General features: G+C 38.8%; 20 protein-coding genes and 2 pseudogenes. 8 read left to right on the forward strand and 14 right to left on the reverse strand.

Annotated features, from left to right (window positions below; translation table 11 throughout):
- Positions 1-304: 304 nt before the first annotated feature.
- Complete coding sequence (gene hpaB, locus ACZ07B_RS00160; RefSeq protein WP_024571751.1) at positions 305-1,756, forward strand: 4-hydroxyphenylacetate 3-monooxygenase, oxygenase component; 1,452 nt, start codon at positions 305-307, stop codon at positions 1,754-1,756.
- Between the two features lie 36 nt (positions 1,757-1,792).
- Here the strand turns inward: hpaB and exlX are convergent, their stop codons facing one another.
- Both exlX and ACZ07B_RS00170 read right to left on the reverse strand, forming a co-directional pair.
- Entirely contained in the window at positions 1,793-2,491 is a 699-nt protein-coding gene (exlX, locus tag ACZ07B_RS00165; protein WP_003231419.1) for an expansin ExlX, read from the reverse strand.
- Between the two features lie 266 nt (positions 2,492-2,757).
- A complete protein-coding gene (locus ACZ07B_RS00170; RefSeq protein ID WP_042975966.1) occupies positions 2,758-3,435 on the reverse strand; it encodes a YoaK family protein in 678 nt (225 codons plus the stop codon).
- A gap of 172 nt (positions 3,436-3,607) precedes the next feature.
- Here ACZ07B_RS00170 and ACZ07B_RS00175 point away from each other — a divergent pair, with 172 nt between their 5' ends.
- On the forward strand, positions 3,608-4,645 hold the full coding sequence (locus ACZ07B_RS00175) for a polysaccharide lyase family 1 protein (protein WP_464876734.1): 1,038 nt from the start codon (positions 3,608-3,610) through the stop codon (positions 4,643-4,645).
- 257 nt (positions 4,646-4,902) lie between these two features.
- Complete coding sequence (locus tag ACZ07B_RS00180) at positions 4,903-5,586, forward strand: SOS response-associated peptidase (RefSeq protein ID WP_464876735.1); 684 nt, start codon at positions 4,903-4,905, stop codon at positions 5,584-5,586.
- Positions 5,587-5,923: 337 nt separating this feature from the next.
- Here ACZ07B_RS00180 and ACZ07B_RS00185 read toward each other — a convergent pair whose 3' ends face one another.
- The 7 genes and pseudogenes from ACZ07B_RS00185 to ACZ07B_RS00215 all read right to left on the reverse strand — a co-directional run bounded on the left by ACZ07B_RS00185 (position 5,924) and on the right by ACZ07B_RS00215 (position 10,307).
- The gene (locus ACZ07B_RS00185) at positions 5,924-6,229 is read right to left on the reverse strand and encodes a hypothetical protein (RefSeq protein ID WP_024571746.1); all 306 of its coding nucleotides are present in this window, start codon (positions 6,227-6,229) and stop codon (positions 5,924-5,926) included.
- A gap of 214 nt (positions 6,230-6,443) precedes the next feature.
- Positions 6,444-7,622 carry an oxalate decarboxylase gene (gene oxdD / locus ACZ07B_RS00190; protein ID WP_124058210.1) on the reverse strand — a complete coding sequence of 393 codons (1,179 nt, stop codon included), beginning with the start codon at positions 7,620-7,622 and terminating at the stop codon, positions 6,444-6,446.
- 121 nt (positions 7,623-7,743) lie between these two features.
- Positions 7,744-8,226: a DUF4944 domain-containing protein gene (locus tag ACZ07B_RS00195; protein WP_212130367.1), complete on the reverse strand. Its 483-nt coding sequence runs from the start codon at positions 8,224-8,226 to the stop codon at positions 7,744-7,746.
- A gap of 24 nt (positions 8,227-8,250) precedes the next feature.
- Positions 8,251-8,406, reverse strand: a complete 156-nt coding sequence (locus ACZ07B_RS00200) for a hypothetical protein (RefSeq protein WP_464876736.1) — start codon at positions 8,404-8,406, stop codon at positions 8,251-8,253.
- Positions 8,407-8,475: 69 nt separating this feature from the next.
- Positions 8,476-8,693: pseudogene (locus ACZ07B_RS00205) on the reverse strand (hypothetical protein).
- Positions 8,694-8,797: 104 nt separating this feature from the next.
- Positions 8,798-9,295 (reverse strand): hypothetical protein, encoded by a 498-nt coding sequence (locus ACZ07B_RS00210; RefSeq protein ID WP_024571432.1) that lies wholly within the window; start codon positions 9,293-9,295, stop codon positions 8,798-8,800.
- Positions 9,296-9,395: 100 nt separating this feature from the next.
- The gene (locus ACZ07B_RS00215; RefSeq protein ID WP_015714063.1) at positions 9,396-10,307 is read right to left on the reverse strand and encodes a VanW family protein; all 912 of its coding nucleotides are present in this window, start codon (positions 10,305-10,307) and stop codon (positions 9,396-9,398) included.
- 343 nt (positions 10,308-10,650) lie between these two features.
- Here ACZ07B_RS00215 and ACZ07B_RS00220 point away from each other — a divergent pair, with 343 nt between their 5' ends.
- The 3 genes and pseudogenes from ACZ07B_RS00220 (at position 10,651) to ACZ07B_RS00230 (ending at position 12,302) form a co-directional block, all read left to right on the forward strand.
- A complete protein-coding gene (locus ACZ07B_RS00220; RefSeq protein WP_128737929.1) occupies positions 10,651-11,133 on the forward strand; it encodes a DUF2975 domain-containing protein in 483 nt (160 codons plus the stop codon).
- Positions 11,134-11,142: 9 nt separating this feature from the next.
- Positions 11,143-11,399, forward strand: a pseudogene (locus tag ACZ07B_RS00225) (helix-turn-helix domain-containing protein).
- Positions 11,400-11,507: 108 nt separating this feature from the next.
- Entirely contained in the window at positions 11,508-12,302 is a 795-nt protein-coding gene (locus ACZ07B_RS00230) for a DUF817 domain-containing protein (RefSeq protein ID WP_464876737.1), read from the forward strand.
- A 117-nt stretch (positions 12,303-12,419) separates the two neighbouring features.
- On the opposite strand, the gene ACZ07B_RS00235 is transcribed toward ACZ07B_RS00230, so the two are convergent.
- The gene (locus ACZ07B_RS00235; RefSeq protein WP_004399248.1) at positions 12,420-13,292 is read right to left on the reverse strand and encodes a LysR family transcriptional regulator; all 873 of its coding nucleotides are present in this window, start codon (positions 13,290-13,292) and stop codon (positions 12,420-12,422) included.
- A 100-nt stretch (positions 13,293-13,392) separates the two neighbouring features.
- On the opposite strand from ACZ07B_RS00235, the gene ACZ07B_RS00240 reads away from it, so the two are divergent.
- Positions 13,393-14,271: a DMT family transporter gene (locus tag ACZ07B_RS00240; protein WP_341283790.1), complete on the forward strand. Its 879-nt coding sequence runs from the start codon at positions 13,393-13,395 to the stop codon at positions 14,269-14,271.
- 173 nt (positions 14,272-14,444) lie between these two features.
- Here the strand turns inward: ACZ07B_RS00240 and ACZ07B_RS00245 are convergent, their stop codons facing one another.
- Complete coding sequence (locus ACZ07B_RS00245) at positions 14,445-14,876, reverse strand: hypothetical protein (protein ID WP_024571436.1); 432 nt, start codon at positions 14,874-14,876, stop codon at positions 14,445-14,447.
- A gap of 264 nt (positions 14,877-15,140) precedes the next feature.
- Entirely contained in the window at positions 15,141-15,773 is a 633-nt protein-coding gene (locus ACZ07B_RS00250) for a type 1 glutamine amidotransferase family protein (RefSeq protein ID WP_464876738.1), read from the reverse strand.
- Positions 15,774-16,067: 294 nt separating this feature from the next.
- On the opposite strand from ACZ07B_RS00250, the gene bla reads away from it, so the two are divergent.
- A complete protein-coding gene (gene bla, locus ACZ07B_RS00255) occupies positions 16,068-16,988 on the forward strand; it encodes a class A beta-lactamase (protein WP_080467301.1) in 921 nt (306 codons plus the stop codon).
- Positions 16,989-17,227: 239 nt separating this feature from the next.
- Here the strand turns inward: bla and ACZ07B_RS00260 are convergent, their stop codons facing one another.
- On the reverse strand, positions 17,228-17,599 hold the full coding sequence (locus ACZ07B_RS00260; protein WP_015383836.1) for a DUF3221 domain-containing protein: 372 nt from the start codon (positions 17,597-17,599) through the stop codon (positions 17,228-17,230).
- Positions 17,600-17,665: 66 nt separating this feature from the next.
- Positions 17,666-17,896, reverse strand: a complete 231-nt coding sequence (locus ACZ07B_RS00265) for a hypothetical protein (RefSeq protein WP_464876739.1) — start codon at positions 17,894-17,896, stop codon at positions 17,666-17,668.
- Positions 17,897-17,958: the final 62 nt, after the last annotated feature.

Below are 17,958 nucleotides of genomic sequence, written 5' to 3' on the forward strand. Positions count from 1 at the left end.
AATGTAATGGCTGAAATAAAATATGTTCAAGCGCGTTTAAATCCAATTCGCTTACGCCCATGTCCATAATATCGACACGTGTTATCAAGTTTTATAGTGCCATTTTCATATGAATAAGCAAATTCTTTACGGCTCTGAATCTTCAAAAAGGCTTCAAGAAAAATTGGCTGTCTTTTGTTGTATAAGCTTCTTATTTTCTATTAGGCATACAAAAAAGGCTTTTCCCACCTCAAATTGGCTGAACCGGCTGTTTTCTCGAAAATATAATACAATACGCAGCATAATATGAAGGAGCGAAACTTAAATGGGGATCATCAATGGTAAAGAATTCATTGACCGATTGAATAAACTAGAAAACGAAATATGGTATGATGGCGAAAAAATAAAGGGTAACATTTCTGAGCATCCTGCATTTAAAGGAATAATCAAAACAAAAAGCTCACTTTATGAATTGCAAACAAAGGATGAGTTAATACATGAAATGACTTATTGCCTTCCTGGAGATCATAATCGAATCGGCCTTTCCTATCTCCAGCCTAAAACCAAAAATGATTTAAAAAAAAGAAGGAACATGATTGAACATTGGGCTAGACATACTCACGGAATGATGGGGAGAAGTCCGGATTACATGAATACGGTTATGATGAGCTTTGCTTCGTCAGCGGAGCTTCTCAAAGATAAAGAGAATTGCTTTCCTGAACATATACTAGATATGTATGAACAAGCTGCTAAGCATGACCTTTCCTTTACCCATACATTCATTACTCCGCAAGTGAACCGGTCACAGTCTTATTTTGGGCTAAGTGAAAAACCGATATCTGCTAAAGTCATTGATAGAACCGAAAAAGGTTTAATGATTCATGGCGCACGTCTGCTTGCCACACAAGGCGGATTGACCGATGAAATCTTGGTTTTTTCAGCGCCTAAATATTTCTTTGAAACAGATGAAGCTTATGCTTTTTCAATCCCTTCTAATACAAAAGGCGTAAAATTCATCACAAGAGAATCATTTGTATTAAGCGACTCTTCCTTTAATCATCCCTTAAGCTCAAGGTATGAAGAAATGGATTCAATTGTGGTTTTTGATCATGTGTTAGTGCCGTGGAATCGTGTGTTTTTTTACGATAATGTGGAAGCAGCTAAAGATTTTATGACAAAAAGCTCCTTTCATGCCTTTACCTTTCACCAGGTTGTCATTAGGCAAATGATAAAAATTGAATTTCTATTAGGTGTTGCACAGCTTCTTGTCGACACCATTAATGTTTCCGAATATCAGCACATCCAAGAAAAGCTCTCAGAAATCATTGTGGGATTGGAAACAATCAAAGCGCTCATTGACAAATCAGAAAATGATGCTCAGTTAGATGAATTCGGCTATATGCGCCCCTGTTTAATTCCTCTTCAAGTCATCAGTACGATCATTCCTAAGCTATATCCTCGATTTACTGAAATCATACAATTAATTGGAGCTAGCGGAATGGTGACACTGCCTACCGAAAATGCATTTGACTCAGAGATACGGGAAGATCTTGACCAATATCTTCAAGCAACCAATACAAATGCTGAAGAACGTGTGAAAATTTTCCGTTTGGCATGGGATTTAACAATGAGTTCATTCGGAACTAGACAAACTCACTACGAAAGATATTTTTTCGGAGATCCTATTCGGATTTCAAGCAGGCTGTATACCAGTTATCCAAAGCAGGAGCAGTTGAACATGATTAAAACATTTTTACATGCAGATGCAGAACAATGAAAAAACAGCGGGAAAAGATCCGCTGTTTCGTATTTTTTATTCAGGAAACTGAACATGGCCCGGTACAGTATAGGCTTTGGACGTTCCGCTTTCAGGCAGCTTTGGAATGGTGTCTTTCACAACTTTTCCGCGGATGTCAGTCATTCTGACTTTGAGAGAGCCTGTCCCTAAATTCGTACTCACAAAATGGTTATAGTCCATTTTCTCCATGTTGATCCACTTACCATCCTTTTCATATTCCATTTTCATAACAGGATACTTGTGATTTCTGACTTGGATTGCTGCCCACCACCTGCTGCTGCCTTCTTTGATCCGGTACGTGAAATTGCCGGTGATTGGGGCTTTGACAACACGCCATTTAATATTGATTTTTCCGTCTTTCATATTGCCGATTTTACGGAAGGCATTAGGTGACAGATCAAGAGCTCCCCGAGCGCCTTCGGGATAAAGATCAGTAACATATACGGTTGTTTTCCCTTTTGGCCCTTCAACTTCCAAATAAGAGCCGGCAAGTGCTGCTTTTACTCCTCCGTAATTGAGATCCGCCGGATTTATTGCAGTAATCTCCATATCGGAAGGAATGGGATCCAGCAGGAAAGCTCCTCCTGAATAACCTGACCCTGTATACGTTGCATAACCTTCATGCAGGTCGTCATATGCTGCCGAAGCTTGCGGGGAAAAACAGAAGATCGTCAACAAAACCATACCAACAAATGCACTCATGATCTTTTTCATATTTGGTCCTCCTCAAACCAGACTTCAAATGAGAATCATTATCATTATAAGACTCAATCCATCTGGTTTGAAAGAGGAAATAGATTCATAGATGCTTTTAAGGCAAATTCACTATCATTCATATATCAAATGTAGGTACTTATGAAAAAGCCAATACAAATGAACGAATGTGCACTTCAGCCGAATGTCTTATTTTGCCCTCTCAAAATTCGCATAACAATAACGAAATGAGACAGGCTGTTGTGATAACAGCTATACAGGAAAAGCTATTTTTCCCCGCTCAGTTTCAACTTAGCTGTCATCATGATGCCAAATATCAGCACAATCGGAACCCAAATAATGAAGTGATAAAAATCAGGCTCAGCCAGAGCAACAATAATAGCCCCCACACAATACAAAATAATAGCCAGTGCTCTTAACACAGTATCTCTTAAGAAAGTCTTCTTCTGCATCTTAAAAAACAATCGGCCGGATATATCCTCTAAAAGAGAAGCCAAAGTGCCGGTCAACACAGTTGAAGAAATACCTGCGATCCCCAGTTTTTTTGCTGCTGTAGTTTGAATCCCCATAGAAATGCTCATGAGTATAATTAGAATGTGCACAGGAACAAAAGCCCGGTAAAAAGAAAGACAAGCAAAGACAAACAAAATGAATGCTTCAAGTGCGAGGGCTTTTGTCACAGCAGAAGGCCAAAGGGTATTTTCCGCCTTTCCGACCATCAATGTGGCAATGATCACGCCGCATATAAATCCGATTAGTGCAGTCAAGGAATTAAAAACAGTGACCTGAATGGATTTGCCGATAGCTAACCCCAATAATACAATGTTTCCAGTCATATTAGCTGTGAACACATGTCCCAGGCTTAAATACCCGATTACATCCACGATTCCAGCTGTTAAACATAAAAGTGATAGCAAGGTGTTTCGATAAGCTGCTGCAGTCAACGGTGTATCAATCCTTTCTTCTATTTTAATTGTTAGTATGTCTTTTGGCGCAATCTGTATTTTTTAAGTAACCCAACATTAATTAGGAAGATAGAACCTATCATTCCTTTCCATTAACTGTAATAATAATCCCCGCAAGGAAATTATTAAAATTGAAAGGAAGCATATTGTGATGAAACGACTTTGTTTATGGTTCACCGTCTTTAGTTTGTTTTTGGTTCTCTTGCCTGGAAAAGCATTAGGTGCAGCCGATTTTCCGAACACCTCAACAAATGGCCTTTTAGGTTTTGCCGGAAATGCCAAAAATGAAAAAGGCATTTCTAAAACGGGCACAACGGGTGGAAAAAACGGGCAGATTGTTTACATTCAAAGCGTAAATGATTTAAAAACCCACCTAGGAGGATCCACTCCGAAAATTTTAGTGCTTCAAAATGATCTTTCCGCATCTGCGAAAACAACAGTTACCATTGGCTCAAATAAAACACTCGTGGGCTCTTACGCGAAAAAAACGCTGAAAAATATTTATTTAACAACTTCATCAGCTTCTGGAAATGTCATTTTTCAAAATTTAACGTTTGAACACAGTCCGCAGATTAACGGAAATAATGATATCCAGCTTTATTTAGATTCCGGTATGAACTATTGGATTGATCACGTCACATTCTCAGGTCATAGCTATAGTGCAAGCGGAATTGATTTGGACAAACTCCTGTATATCGGAAAATCCGCAGATTATATCACGATCAGCAACTCAAAATTTGCGAATCATAAATACGGTTTGATTTTAGGATACCCGGATGATTCTCAGCATCAATATGACGGCTACCCTCACATGACAATCGCCAATAATTATTTTGAGAACTTGTATGTTAGAGGCCCAGGTCTGATGAGATATGGTTACTTTCATGTTAAAAACAATTACAGCAACAATTTTAACCAGGCGATTACAATTGCTACAAAAGCAAAAATATATTCCGAATATAATTACTTTGGGAAAGGCAGTGAAAAAGGCGGCATCCTTGACGACAAGGGCACTGGTTATTTCAAAGACATAGGCAGCTATCCATCACTCAATAAGCAAACCTCTCCGCTGACTTCTTGGAATCCCGTGTCAAACTATAGCTATCGTGTCCAAACGCCGGAATATACAAAAGAATTTGTCACGAAATATGCCGGATCACAAAGTACAACTCTGGTATTTGGCTACTGATATAAAAGAGGCCCTGCGTTAAAAACGCTGTGCCTCTTTTTATACTTATAGGCTATTTTTAAGCGATCCTTGTAACTCCATCAAGATCCAGCGTCGGTCCAACCAAAAAGCATATGTTTTTTTCCACAATAACTTCTTAAATGGCTTTCTTATTATACCAGTTTATCGCAAGTGAAAAGAAATCATTGTTCTGAACCTGTATTAAATGAACGTTCGTCCCACAAACTATTCAAAAACCCCTAAAAAGGATGATGGATATGTGCGGCAGGTTTACTTTGTACTCTGCATTTGATGATATTATTGACCAGTTTGACATCGATCAATTTTTTCCTAAAGATGAATACCAGCCAAGCTACAATGCCGCACCATCACAAAACATCCTTGCGATCATCAATGATGGATCAAATAATCGCTTAGGCAAGCTTAGATGGGGACTTATTCCACCTTGGGCAAAAGATGAAAAGATCGGTTATAAAATGATCAATGCTCGAGCCGAAACAATTACCGAGAAACCGGCCTTTCGAAGACCGCTTGTCAGCAAACGCTGCATCATACCAGCAGACAGTTTTTATGAATGGAAACGACCTGATTCCAAAACCAAAATCCCAATGCGGATCAAATTGAAATCATCTGCTCTTTTTGCGTTTGCTGGCTTATATGAAAAGTGGAGCACACATCAAGGATACCCTCTTTATACCTGCACCATCATAACAACTGAGCCTAATGAGTTCATGAAAGATATACACGACCGAATGCCGGTTATATTGGCCCATGATCATGAAAAGGAGTGGCTTAACCCCCAAAATACAAGCCCTGATTATCTGCAAAGTTTGCTGCTGCCTTATGATGCTGATGACATGGAAGCATACCAGGTTTCATCATTAGTAAATTCACCTAAAAATAATTCAGCTGAGCTTCTTGATGCAGAAAATCATATGTAGTGATTGAAATTCTCTAGCAAGAACTTGTCAAATAGCTTTGTTCCTTAGGTGCCAATCCCTCTAGTAATTATGAATATTTAGTACATAGATCAATTAGTTATTTTCAATATCAGTTTGAAATAATTTTATTATGTAAACTTAAATAAGCAATGTTATCCCTTTCATATAAAATAGTTTACATTTCTTATAAAATCGCTTCACTTTTCTATTTTGTCAGCAAAAAAACTGAACCACATTACACTGATAAAACCTGCCGCACCTGTGATTGCAAATATGATATAAGCCCATAGAGGTAAATCCATACACTTTCCCTCCTAAGAATTAAATGAAATTTCTTTCATCTTACATGAAGGTCTTCTTTCTTTTGTTTATCCAGTGTAATACTTAATAATATGTTGATGAATGCAGCTGGAAAATATATAAATCCCACTCCCAGAATGCCTAGTATCGTACTTAAACTTACTATGTAATTCTTTGTCATCGTTTGACTGTCAATCAATAATAGAAGTGAAATCAATCCAGCTAAAACACCTATAAACCAAGCATCGCCAACAGCATAAGAATCATCCAGCATCCCTAACCATCGCCCCAATATAGAGCTCCCAATAGCAGTCAAACTGGATAAAAATATGAGTGCTTTCATTCTTGTCCTCCTTTAAAGCCAATCAAACTGGTAGAAATCGGCCATTGAATTTCCATTAGCGGGTGGTTATCATTTCCACATTAACATTTTAAAGCTCATTACAATACGATTCAAGCAGAAAAACCCTACATAACGTATATATAGGGATTTGATAAAACACAGGCCAACACCCAGCTCTAGTTACTTTAAGACCACTGTATGATCGGTTCAGTCTTTACGTACCGGGATATTTCACAACAGGCACTTTCTTCTTACGCAGAGAATCAAGCATGACTGATCCAGCATTCAAGTTGCTTTGCACTAATTCTTTAGGCGTCAATGCCATCCACTGATTGAGTGACACATCTGCATAGCGGTCACTTTTGAACATTTCTAAAAACCATAATGTTTCTGTACCAGTGTTTTGTATATAGTGTCCAGCATTAGAAGGCACGTATCCAACGTCGCCTGCTCTATAATCAAATGTGCGGGCAGTCCCATTTCCGATAAATACCGTCATTCGTCCCTGTCCTGTTAGATAATATTGCCACTCATCGCTATTGGGATGCCAATGAAGCTCTCTCATCGCGCCAGGCTCAATCTGAACAAGTGCAGCGGCTATCGTTTTTGAAATTGGAAAGTTAGAAGAATCCACAATTCGTACACTCCCCCCTGGCATTTGAATTGGGGGTTGATTTAACAACTCGTGTTTAAAGGTCATGGGGACTTTTCCATATGGTGACTGAATGTCTTCACTGGCGACTGATCCCGGCACATTCCCTTGGTAGATATAGACTTGCTCAGACGGAAGAGAGTTGAAAGCATTCTCCGGAACACCGAAATTTGCAGACAGAACGTCTTTTGGTGTGTGTGCAAGCCAATCTGAAATGGTTAACGTTGAAAACTCAGAAAAGTTTCCATCATCGAATACGAGCAGAAACTCGCAGTGTTCCAATCCCTGTATGGAATGCGGAATTCCTGCTGGGAAGTACCAAAGGTCGCCGGGACCAACATCAGCAATGAAATTTCGTCCGTCTTGGTCAACAGCGGTGATACGTGCCCGTCCCAAAAGCATATAAGCCCACTCCGCTTGCTTATGCCAATGAAGCTCGCGGACGCCTCCCGCAGTTAAGCTCATGTTTACACCTGCAATCGCAGTCGAAATCGGAAGCTGTCTTACGGTGATTTCTCTTGACCAGCCGCCGTGATCTAATTTCATAGGAGCATCAGAGAATGAAAATCTCAAGTTAGGAATCATACCCTCATCTGTAACAGGCGGCACAAGTATATTCGGATTTTGAATATCCCGCATTATATTTCGCGGGCCTGCATCAATAGCTCCAGCTCCATCACTTCGAATAGGCTGCGGCACGTTTCTGTCTTCATGATTGATTGGTTGTTGTTCCAACAGCATGCACCTCGTTTTAGAAATGAACAAGATTTTATTTCAGCCTATGCAGAATCTTAGATTGCTGTGCCTAGGAATCCGCAAATAAAAAAGTGACCACGAATGTGTCACAAATACATCAAATAAGCTATTTTTTATACCATGGCTTCTTATGTAATTTGATTTCTTCTGTCTGTTTTTTCTGGCCTGTCCTCCACTCCACTTTCACTAATACATCATGTCCTATCACTTCATCTTCAGGCATATAATCAAAGGTGGCAATATGGTCCTCCATGCGTCCCCCACCCGGCATTTCATCACCTGTGTACTCTGACAAATCATAATTTTCCCTGTTATCATACATTTTACCATCTATGTATAAGGTGATTTTTTCTATGACCGTCCTCTTTTCGTCCTTCTTACTCCCCTGCCAATACAGATTTAGAAAATAATTGGGTCCAATTGAAGTTTTGTCTGATTTTTCAAGGTTAGACATCCACAGTCCGCTTTTCCCGCTGCCCTCATATTTCACTTTGTTTCCTGACACCATTACAAATAATGTGGTGATGCAGATGATCAAGAATCCAGCAATGATCAATAGCCATTTCTTAACATTGTTCTTTTTTCTCATGTTTTTCCCCACTTTCCTAACTCGTTAGTAGGAAAATATGATCAAAATGTTACTGAAAAGAAAATAAAAAAGAGCTAATGATCTAACAGATGGCTGTTTAAACTTTTGACTTAAATTAATGCGCTCTCTAAAGACAAGATTAAAACTTTTAACAGCTCTTAAATGCATTTTTTGTTTCATTGAGTCAATAACCTTAAAATGGGCTTTTTATTTTTATAACTGAATTGACTGAAATTGAACTCTGAAAATTTAGAAATTAGAGTTTTTTAATAATGAACGGGCTGCACTTGTTAGGTGTTACTGTCATTATCAGTAAAATGTTAAGCTGAAATGCGCAGTCAGTCACAAAGTCTCTATTCGTATTCAATAAAGACTTTGTGATCATCGACAAACATTTCACTCTCATCAGATAAGTGTATCCAAAAGGCCTCCTCTGGTTCTTCTCTATAGTCATAAATCACAGTCACTTTGACATTTGATTCAGCTATGATTGGTTTCCCAACAATTATTTTCGTTTTTTCCTCAGGCAAAGTAAGAGATCGAATCATCAAAGCCATTCCATCTTTACTGTCTAATTAACGCCATCTTCAGTGAATTTAAAGGTCTGTTTTAAATTGCGTCCTTCTTGCCCTTTCTGTGTCCAAATAATCACAACCTCTAATTCAGAGGCCTTATCTGCCAGCATAAAATGATTGAACTTCAGCGGTGAGCCATCATTTAAACTTTCAGCTAACATTTTAGAATCTTCTTTTGGTTTGTCACAATTTTCATCGAGGCATCCAAAAAGTGAAAATCTTGTGATTGAATCAGGATCATTTCTATACAATTGCACATCCACTGTAGCTGCTTTTTCCCCTATATTTTTGACTTCCAAGGAATATACTTGATATTCTCCTTTTTGAGGTCTCGCAAATTCCTTTACATTTTTTGCTTCACTTACTTTTACTGACCACTGTTCTGTTTTTTGTGTAATAGGCAACACCGTAAAAGTCAGGGCATGCGCTTTTGATTGGCAAAACGTAAATCCAACTGCTGTAAAAACAATTACAGAAAATAATACCCTTTTCACTTCATTTATCCCTCCTTCCTTTCACTGGCCGCTCCTTAAAGAATTGATTTTGAGCAATCTACAAGCTCTCTTAACCAAAACCTTACCTGAGGTTTTGTCTTTACTGCTCAGCATTTATTTCTTTCGGTATCCGAGATGGAGCTTTGGGGATTTTTCTCAATTTGCTGTTTATCACATCAGAAGAGTATAGCGTAATAATCATACTTCCCCCATACCTTTTTGCCCGAATTAAGATTGGTTGGTTATATTGGTTTTGAAAGCGAAAGTCAGGACCTCCCCAGCTTACCGTCGCATCCCGTCCGGGCGGTACATATGGTACACTTCTAGTATGAGAATAGCGCTGAACGATCTGCAGTCCTGCACGATCAACTGCATTAAATAGAGTTGAGGACACCTGACAAATTCCTCCTCCTACACCTTCAGACAACTCCCCTTTTACAATAATGGGTGCACTTTTATATCCTTTGTTCCGAGTTCTCATTCCCACAACTTGGTTAAACGAAAACGTCTCATTAGGGAAAACAACGTGATTATCGATTGCTTTTGCAGAAAGAGAAATATTGTGTGAACGGCTTTTATTGCTTGAGTTAAAATACGTCACGTACTGACCAAGCTGCTGCGTACTGATGTGAGCTAGCAGCTCGCTGTCAACTTTCGGATAAATGTTCATTTCCGGCACTTCTATCTTGGAGGGACCTTGCCCATAAAAATACGCATAAAACTTTTCCATAAACGCCTGTTGATACAGTTTGTAGCCAACCCTGCCCGGGACGATGCTTCCATGATCGTTAAGGACAGCATTTATCGGCTCACGGTACACTTTCTGATCAAGCTGTTTGATGAATTTACTGTATTTTTCATAGTCAACCATTGGAGTGCCGGGAAGAGGCATTGTAAAGTCTTCACGGTTAACAGTGGCAATCGTCCGTCCTTGCTGTGTGACCGTTAAACTGTCCTGCGGCTCACTCGGCTGAGCCAATAAAAAAAGACCAGTGATCAAAATTTGTATCATAAGTCGGTTTACCTCCCGATCATTAGTATGAACAGCCGCTTATCCTTTGATGTATTTCTTCCCATCGTTTGTTTGAATCTTTAGACGTTGATAAAAGCCTTCATAAAAGAGCTTAGCTTTATGTTCACACCGATCCCTGAGTTCACTGAGGTACACGGTTCATTCAGTCGGCAAAGTTTAAAATAGTTGAGCATCTCCAGTGATGAGGGATGCTTTTTTGTCTTGTCAAAAATGAAAAGGGTCTCCTATAACAACAAATCAATCCATTTCAATATTTTTTTATTGAGAAACGATAAATTTTTTGTTACATTCAATTAGACAACAAATAAATGAGGTGCTTGTTATGAATCGAATGTCGACAATTTTTTTAAAGATAGCTTTGGTTCTTATTGGAATTCCAATTCTTGCTTTATGCATTTTTTTAGTGCCTAAGATAGCCAACTATTCAGCTGAATTATTTCCAAATATCGCTTATATAAAATATCTCGTTTTCATCTATTTGTATGTAACGGCGATACCTTTTTACTTTGCTCTTTATCAAGCGTTCAAACTTTTAAGCTATATTGACAAAAACAAAGCTTTCTCGGGTTTGTCTGTAAGAGCTTTGAAGAATGTAAAATACTGCGCAGTCACTATCAGTATCTTTTACGCAGCAGGCATGCCTGTCTTTTATCTGATGGCCGAGATAGACGACGCCCCGGGTATCATTGTGATCGGATTGATTATTATTTTTGCTTCAATGGTGATTGCGGTCTTTGCTGCTGTTCTTCAAAAACTGTTAAAAGAAGCGATAGATATAAAATCAGAAAATGACTTAACGGTCTGAGGTGATGACATGGCGATTATTATCAATATTGATGTGATGCTAGCTAAGAGGAAAATGAGCGTAACAGAGCTTTCAGAGAGAGTTGGCATCACCATGGCTAATCTTTCGATATTGAAAAACGGAAAAGCAAAAGCTATTCGATTATCAACTTTAGAAGCGATTTGCAAGGCTTTAGAATGTCAGCCCGGGGATATATTGGAATACCGAAATGATGAAGACACACAGGATTCGTAAAGAAAAAATATGTAGGATCAACAGAAAAATAAAGTGATTGGCGGTGAGCTTATGGACATAAACTTATATCCATCTAGCTGCTATACTAAGCGTCCCTTCCATACACGAAGAACACAACTATGGAGGAGGCATACATCATCATGAGAGCAATAAAACAAATCGTTCATTTTGGCTGGGAACAAGCCCTTTCATGTTTGTTTCCTGCCGTTATTTTTGCCTCTTTGGCTATTACGCAAATCATCCCACTACCCTTCTTGCCGCGGTATGACTGGCTGCTCATTATCTGCGTTCTCATGCAATTGTGGATGGTGCGTTCCGGTCTTGAAACACGGGATGAATTAAAAGTGATCACATTATTCCACCTTATTGGGCTTGCTCTGGAACTTTTTAAAGTCCATATGGGCTCCTGGTCTTATCCAGAAGAAGGATACTCCAAAATATTTGGAGTGCCTTTGTATAGCGGCTTTATGTACGCAAGTGTAGCCAGTTATTTGTGCCAGGCATGGAGAAGGCTTAAGGTTGAACTGGTTAAGTGGCCGCCTTTTTTTGCAGTTGTTCCGCTTGCCGCAGCGATTTATTTGAATTTTTTCACCCACCATTTTTCTATAGACATTCGATGGTGGTTATCTGGGCTTGTCATCATTGTCTTTTGGCAAACATGGGTTACATACGAGGTGAATGGAGCTCGTTACCGTATGCCGCTCGCACTTTCTTTTGTACTTATCGGATTTTTTATATGGATAGCGGAAAATATCGCTACGTTTTTTGGAGCTTGGAAATATCCAAACCAAATCGATACATGGAGTCTCGTACACCTTGGAAAGGTAAGTTCATGGCTCTTGCTAGTGATTGTTAGCTTTCTTATAGTAGCATCATTAAAACAAGTTAAGGAGCAGAGTCCCAGAAAGGCAGAGATGGATGAATCTTTTTCTTAGCATACAAGGTCCCAAATAGAGTGAAAAGCAACGTTCAAATGGTTGCTTTTTTCTTTTATGTAACTCTGCCGGTGAGTATTCATCTTCTTCAAATTTCATCGCAACACGATAACTGATTCAGATTACAACTGCTTTCAACACTTTGACAAACTCATGCGCCGCCGGCGTTATCTCTTCAAATGAATGTGCGATGACGCCAATATCGCGTGTGACCCTAGGAAAGATGTCCTTTTTAATCAACTGATGCGGGACGGATGAAAGTGTAAAGTTTGAAATGATGCCGATACCCAAGTTATTTTTGACCATATTAATCAAGGTTTCGGCATTTTGCACAGTTAAGTTTTCCTTTAATTCGATGTTGTATTGCGAAAATGCGTTTGACATCGCGATTTCATGACCGCCTTTACAAAAAATGAGGTCATCTTGATATGTTTCAAGGTCGACATGCTTTTCAAGTTTTAATTCGTCACGCTGCGGCGGGATGACGGCCACCATATAGTCGTTACACAATAGCTGATTTTCAAACGGTTCAAATGGAGATGCTGCGATCCCGATATCAACCGTCCGATCTTCAACCCATCCTTTTATTTGGTCAGAGGTTCCTTCGATCAATTCTATGCGGATCAGCGGGTAGTTTGATCTGAATGCCGCAATCGCCTGTGGCATGATATTTGTTGAAACTGCAGGAAATGAACCAATTTTCACCTTCCCGTTTAACAGCTTGTTTTCCCGGTTGGCTACTTGATATATTTTGCTTTCAATTCCCTTCATTTGCCTCGCCAGCAGCAAAATTTCTTTTCCAATGTCCGTCAGCATTAAACCATGATGTTTATCCCTGATCAATAATTTGAGCTGCAGTGAGCTCTCCAGGTTTTTTATCGCTTTACTTACCGCCGGCTGAGAGATGAACAATTCTTTTGCCGCTTCTGTAATATTCAATTTCTCCCCGACTTTTACAAATATGTGAAGATGGTTCATATTCATAACCATTTGGTTATACCCCCAATAATAAAAATGTATTTCAGTTATACATAAATGTAACATATGATAGAAACCAGCACGATATTTAAACAAGAAAGGCGGCTTCATTATGGTAAAAGTTATGCTGGGAATCATATCTGTCACACTTATTTGGGGTTATACTTGGGTTGCGATGAAAGTAGGAATTCATGACATCCCCCCGCTTTTATTTTCGGGTTTGCGCCTGTTCATCGGAGCGGTTCCTTTATTTCTCATTCTCTTCATCCAAAGAAAAAAGCTTTCAATTAAAAAAGAACATCTCAAAAGCTATATCATCATGAGCCTGTTGATGGGGCTGGGGTATATGGGGATCTTGACATATGGAATGCAGTTTGTCGATTCAGGGAAAACCTCTGTTTTGGTATATACAATGCCTATATTTGTTACGGTGATCAGCCATTTTACATTAAACGAGAAAATGAATGTGTATAAAACGATGGGACTGGTCTGCGGCCTCTTCGGACTGTTATTTATATTTGGAAAGGAAATGCTCAATATCGATCAAAGCGCTTTATTTGGGGAGCTGTGCGTCCTTGCAGCAGCGCTTAGCTGGGGAATCGCGAATGTGTTCAGCAAGCTACAATTCAAGCATATCGATATTATTCACATGAATGCCTGGCACCTTATGATGGGAGCCGTCATGTTATTGGTGTTTTCCTTTATATTTGAGCCGGTCCCTTCAGCCGAGTGGACATATCAGGCGGTGTGGTCATTGCTGTTTAATGGCTTGCTTTCCACTGGCTTTACCTTTGTCGTATGGTTTTGGGTGCTCAATCAAATCCAAGCGTCAAAAGCATCCATGGCATTAATGTTTGTTCCCGTATTGGCCCTATTCTTTGGATGGCTGCAATTGCACGAACAGATCACCATCAATATTATCCTCGGCGCACTGCTGATATGTTGCGGGATTTTTATGAATACATTTACATTTTCACGACGGAAAGTGTGAATGATATACATTTCCCCTGTCATTTGGGCTTCATGTGACAGGAGACGACTATTACGAGAAAGTCTTCTAGAATCCTGACGACAGCCTATTAAACAATGAAAAAAGCTAGTGTCTGCATGTGAGACATTAGCTTGGCTGGCGTTTAGGCCGGTGAGAATCTAGATTCTTTTTTATTACCATTCTGGCTGATCAAACTGAAAACCGTATAGACCTTTTACTTTAACATCTCCGCAATCTGGATCTTTTGTCAAAATCAAATAATGAGTCTTATAAGGCATCGTCTCAACTCGATCAGTTGCACTCAAATCAAAATGATCCCCTGAGAAGTTTTTTTCACTAACGGTTATTTCATATCCTGACAAAGTCATTCGCATGATTCTTGTGTTAATTGTACATCCTTCAGTATCGAAAATGGTGAATCTGTACCCAAAGTGAGATGTCCAATGGTTTGAATTTAGGTCATCAGACTTCATAAACCATTTTTCATTTTCTGTCATTGTAAAACTCACTTTCTCCTCATCTTTCACGATAACGGCCGAAGCTTCCCCTACATGGATAGTCAAAGCCAAAAGAAATGTAAAAGCTAACATCAACATCTTTTTCAAAAGAGTTCCTCCCGATATCTTTTTACTTCAATATATTGGAAGGGTCTTTTCTGATCAAGACAGTCTTCTCCAAATGAATCTTTAGCACCATGAAATGAGCCTTAATAAGAACAGTTTTAACCCAAATCAAACTCTATTCGAAATAAGGCTTACCAATCTATATTCTTTTTAAAAGTTTCTGCATTTCTTTATATAGCTCCTAGACACATATAAAAAATGCTCCCATAAGTTTAGGAGCACTACAAAAAACTGCTAAAGTGTTTTCTATCGATTTATTGTATTCATTAGCTCAAAGAAGTATTCAGGCTTTTGAGTCTTATTTAGCTTATACCATGAACGCAATGTATCTGGTGCAAATACATCTAATTTTTTCAATACTTCTACCGCAAATTCCAGAGGAGCAATTCCTGATGCAGTAACCAAATTTTCATCAGATACTGCTGGTTCCTTTTCATATAGTGTTTCTCCTTTGTAATAAGGGCAGACCATTTTCATATACTCTAGGTCATTGCTTGTGTGCTTTCTCGAATCTAAGTATCCTTCATTCGCGAGGCCCAAGGTTGCCCCACAAATTGCAGCAATAGTCGTGCCGAGCTTTAAAGCATCGCCAACTTTTTTCAAGATCGGCTGATGAATATCTTCTCCCCAAGTGTTTCCTCCGGGTAAAATGATAAGATCTTGACTCCCAAGAGTACACTCATCAAGAGAAATATCTGGTTTTATGCTTAATCCTCCCAACGTAGTTATCATTTCTTTATTAGCCCCTACTGTAACTACTTTTAAAGATGCTGCATCTTGTTTAAAATATCTCCCTGAGTTTAGTTCAGCAATTAAATATCCATATTCCCAGTCTGACATTGTGTGAAATACGTAGAGATAAACTTTTCTCGTTTGCATCCAATAACACTCCAATCACAATTGATAAAGCTTTCTAATAGATGACTTTGCTGACAGCCATTGTCAGCATATGTATTCTGATTTGCCTATTCTTATATAATACCATGTAGGTGGGCAATTGCCCTTGTTCTCCCAACTTATTAAAAATATAAGATCAATTGATTCTATGTTTACTAGCTCAAAGGGGTTTGTTACACTAACTGTCATGGGAAACATTTCATTGGAAATATCTCAATATCATTCCTGCGATGTGAATTAGAAGGTAATACAAAATCATTTGAATGAGGAGGCCTGATGAAGTTGAAAAATAAAGCGTCAATAAAATTTGGAATATGTGTTGGGCTTTTATGTTTAAGCATTACTGGTTTCACACCTTTTTACAGCTCAACGCATGCCGAAGCAAAATCCATAGAAGACACAAACATGGCAAGCTGTATAACGAATAAAGAATTTGTTCAACTTGAGAAAAAATTTGATGCCAGGCTTGGCGTTTATGCAATTGATACAGGTTCAAACAAGACAATCGCCTATCGGCCGAATGAGCGATTTGCTTACGCATCAACCTATAAAGTTCTAGCCGCAGCTGCTGTCCTGAAGAAAAACTCAATTGAAAAACTTAATGAAGTCATCCACTACAGCAAGGACGATCTTGTTACATATTCTCCAATCACAGAGAAACACCTAGATACAGGCATGAGTCTAAAAGAAATCTCGGAAGCGGCTATCCGTTACAGCGATAATACCGCTGGGAACATCTTGTTGCAACAGCTTGGCGGCCCTAAAGGTTTTGAAAAGTCACTGAAACAGATTGGGGATCATGTAACGAAAGCTAAACGATTCGAGACGGATCTAAACTCTGCGATTCCTGGTGATATTCGTGACACCAGCACCGCAAAAGCACTGGCAACCGATCTTAAAGCTTTCACTTTAGATAACACGCTCACGACTGACAAACGCACGATCTTAACCGATTGGATGCGAGGCAATGCTACTGGTGACGAACTGATTCGGGCAGGCGCTCCAATAGGATGGGAAGTCGGCGATAAATCCGGAGCCGGAAGTTACGGGACACGAAACGACATTGCTATCGTTTGGCCGCCTAACAGAGCTCCTATTGTTTTGGCAATTCTGTCAAACCGCTTTACGAAAAATGCTAATTATGATAATGCTCTTATCGCTGAGGCTGCAAAAGTCGTCCTTAACGATCTCAAATAAAAAATTTGAAGCACAATATTGCGAATTCCTTTATCCTTTTGCCATAAAGGAAAAAAGACATTACTTTTGTAAACCCCGCCGTTCATTTTTAATGAACGGTTTTTTCATATTCTCACTAATACCTCTCTTTCTTTAAGTATCTTAAAACACGAATCGTTAACATGAATGGCAAGTTTTCATTTATGAAACCAAGTAAAGTTTGAAACAGACCATCAGAGGTTATCTATACGAGAATTCAATTATTTTTTTTGTAATAATTTATATTGTTGTATCGTTGCACTTGGTGGATTTGACTCTTTTCGTGTATGGAACCACACTTTTATTTTTTCACCTCTTTTGAGATCTTCTGTGTTATCAATCTCACTTAATCCTACAATTATTATGTTATTTTTAAACTTGTTCATAAGTTGTCCTTCAGAAAGATTGTAATCTTCTTTTACTGGAGCTTTTGTATCGGTAATGAGAATTGCCCTTTCATTGTCTTTAAGCACGACATAGCCTACTAGGCTCTGCATCTTTGTTTCTTCTCCGTGTTGTTCATTTTTATTGCAGCCTGCAAGGAAAATAATGAGTATAATGAGCACTATCAAGCTTACTCCGATTTTCGGCATCTTTCTCCCTCCTCTTTAAACTCTTTTTGATCTTTAAAATAAACAACAGGATATCACCCAACCCATCTACTTCTTTTTGCAATTCATAACAGCAGCATACTCATTCTCCAATTCCTCAACCTTCTTCTTATTCTTTCTCAAATATTTGCATGTGGTAGCCCTCGATATTATCCTCTTACTCATTTTTGTGCTTTCAAATATATTATTGAAGGTCGCTTCTTTCTGGATTCCAGCATAAATATACTTATCCTTACTGTCGTTTACTATCGCAACTTCCATTAAAATCAAAATTTTCACATTTTATGATCCATTGTTCACTTACAAAATAACTTCCAACCGCTACATAATATATGTATTAA

The sequence above is a fragment of the Bacillus sp. 9.4 genome (assembly GCF_055486415.1).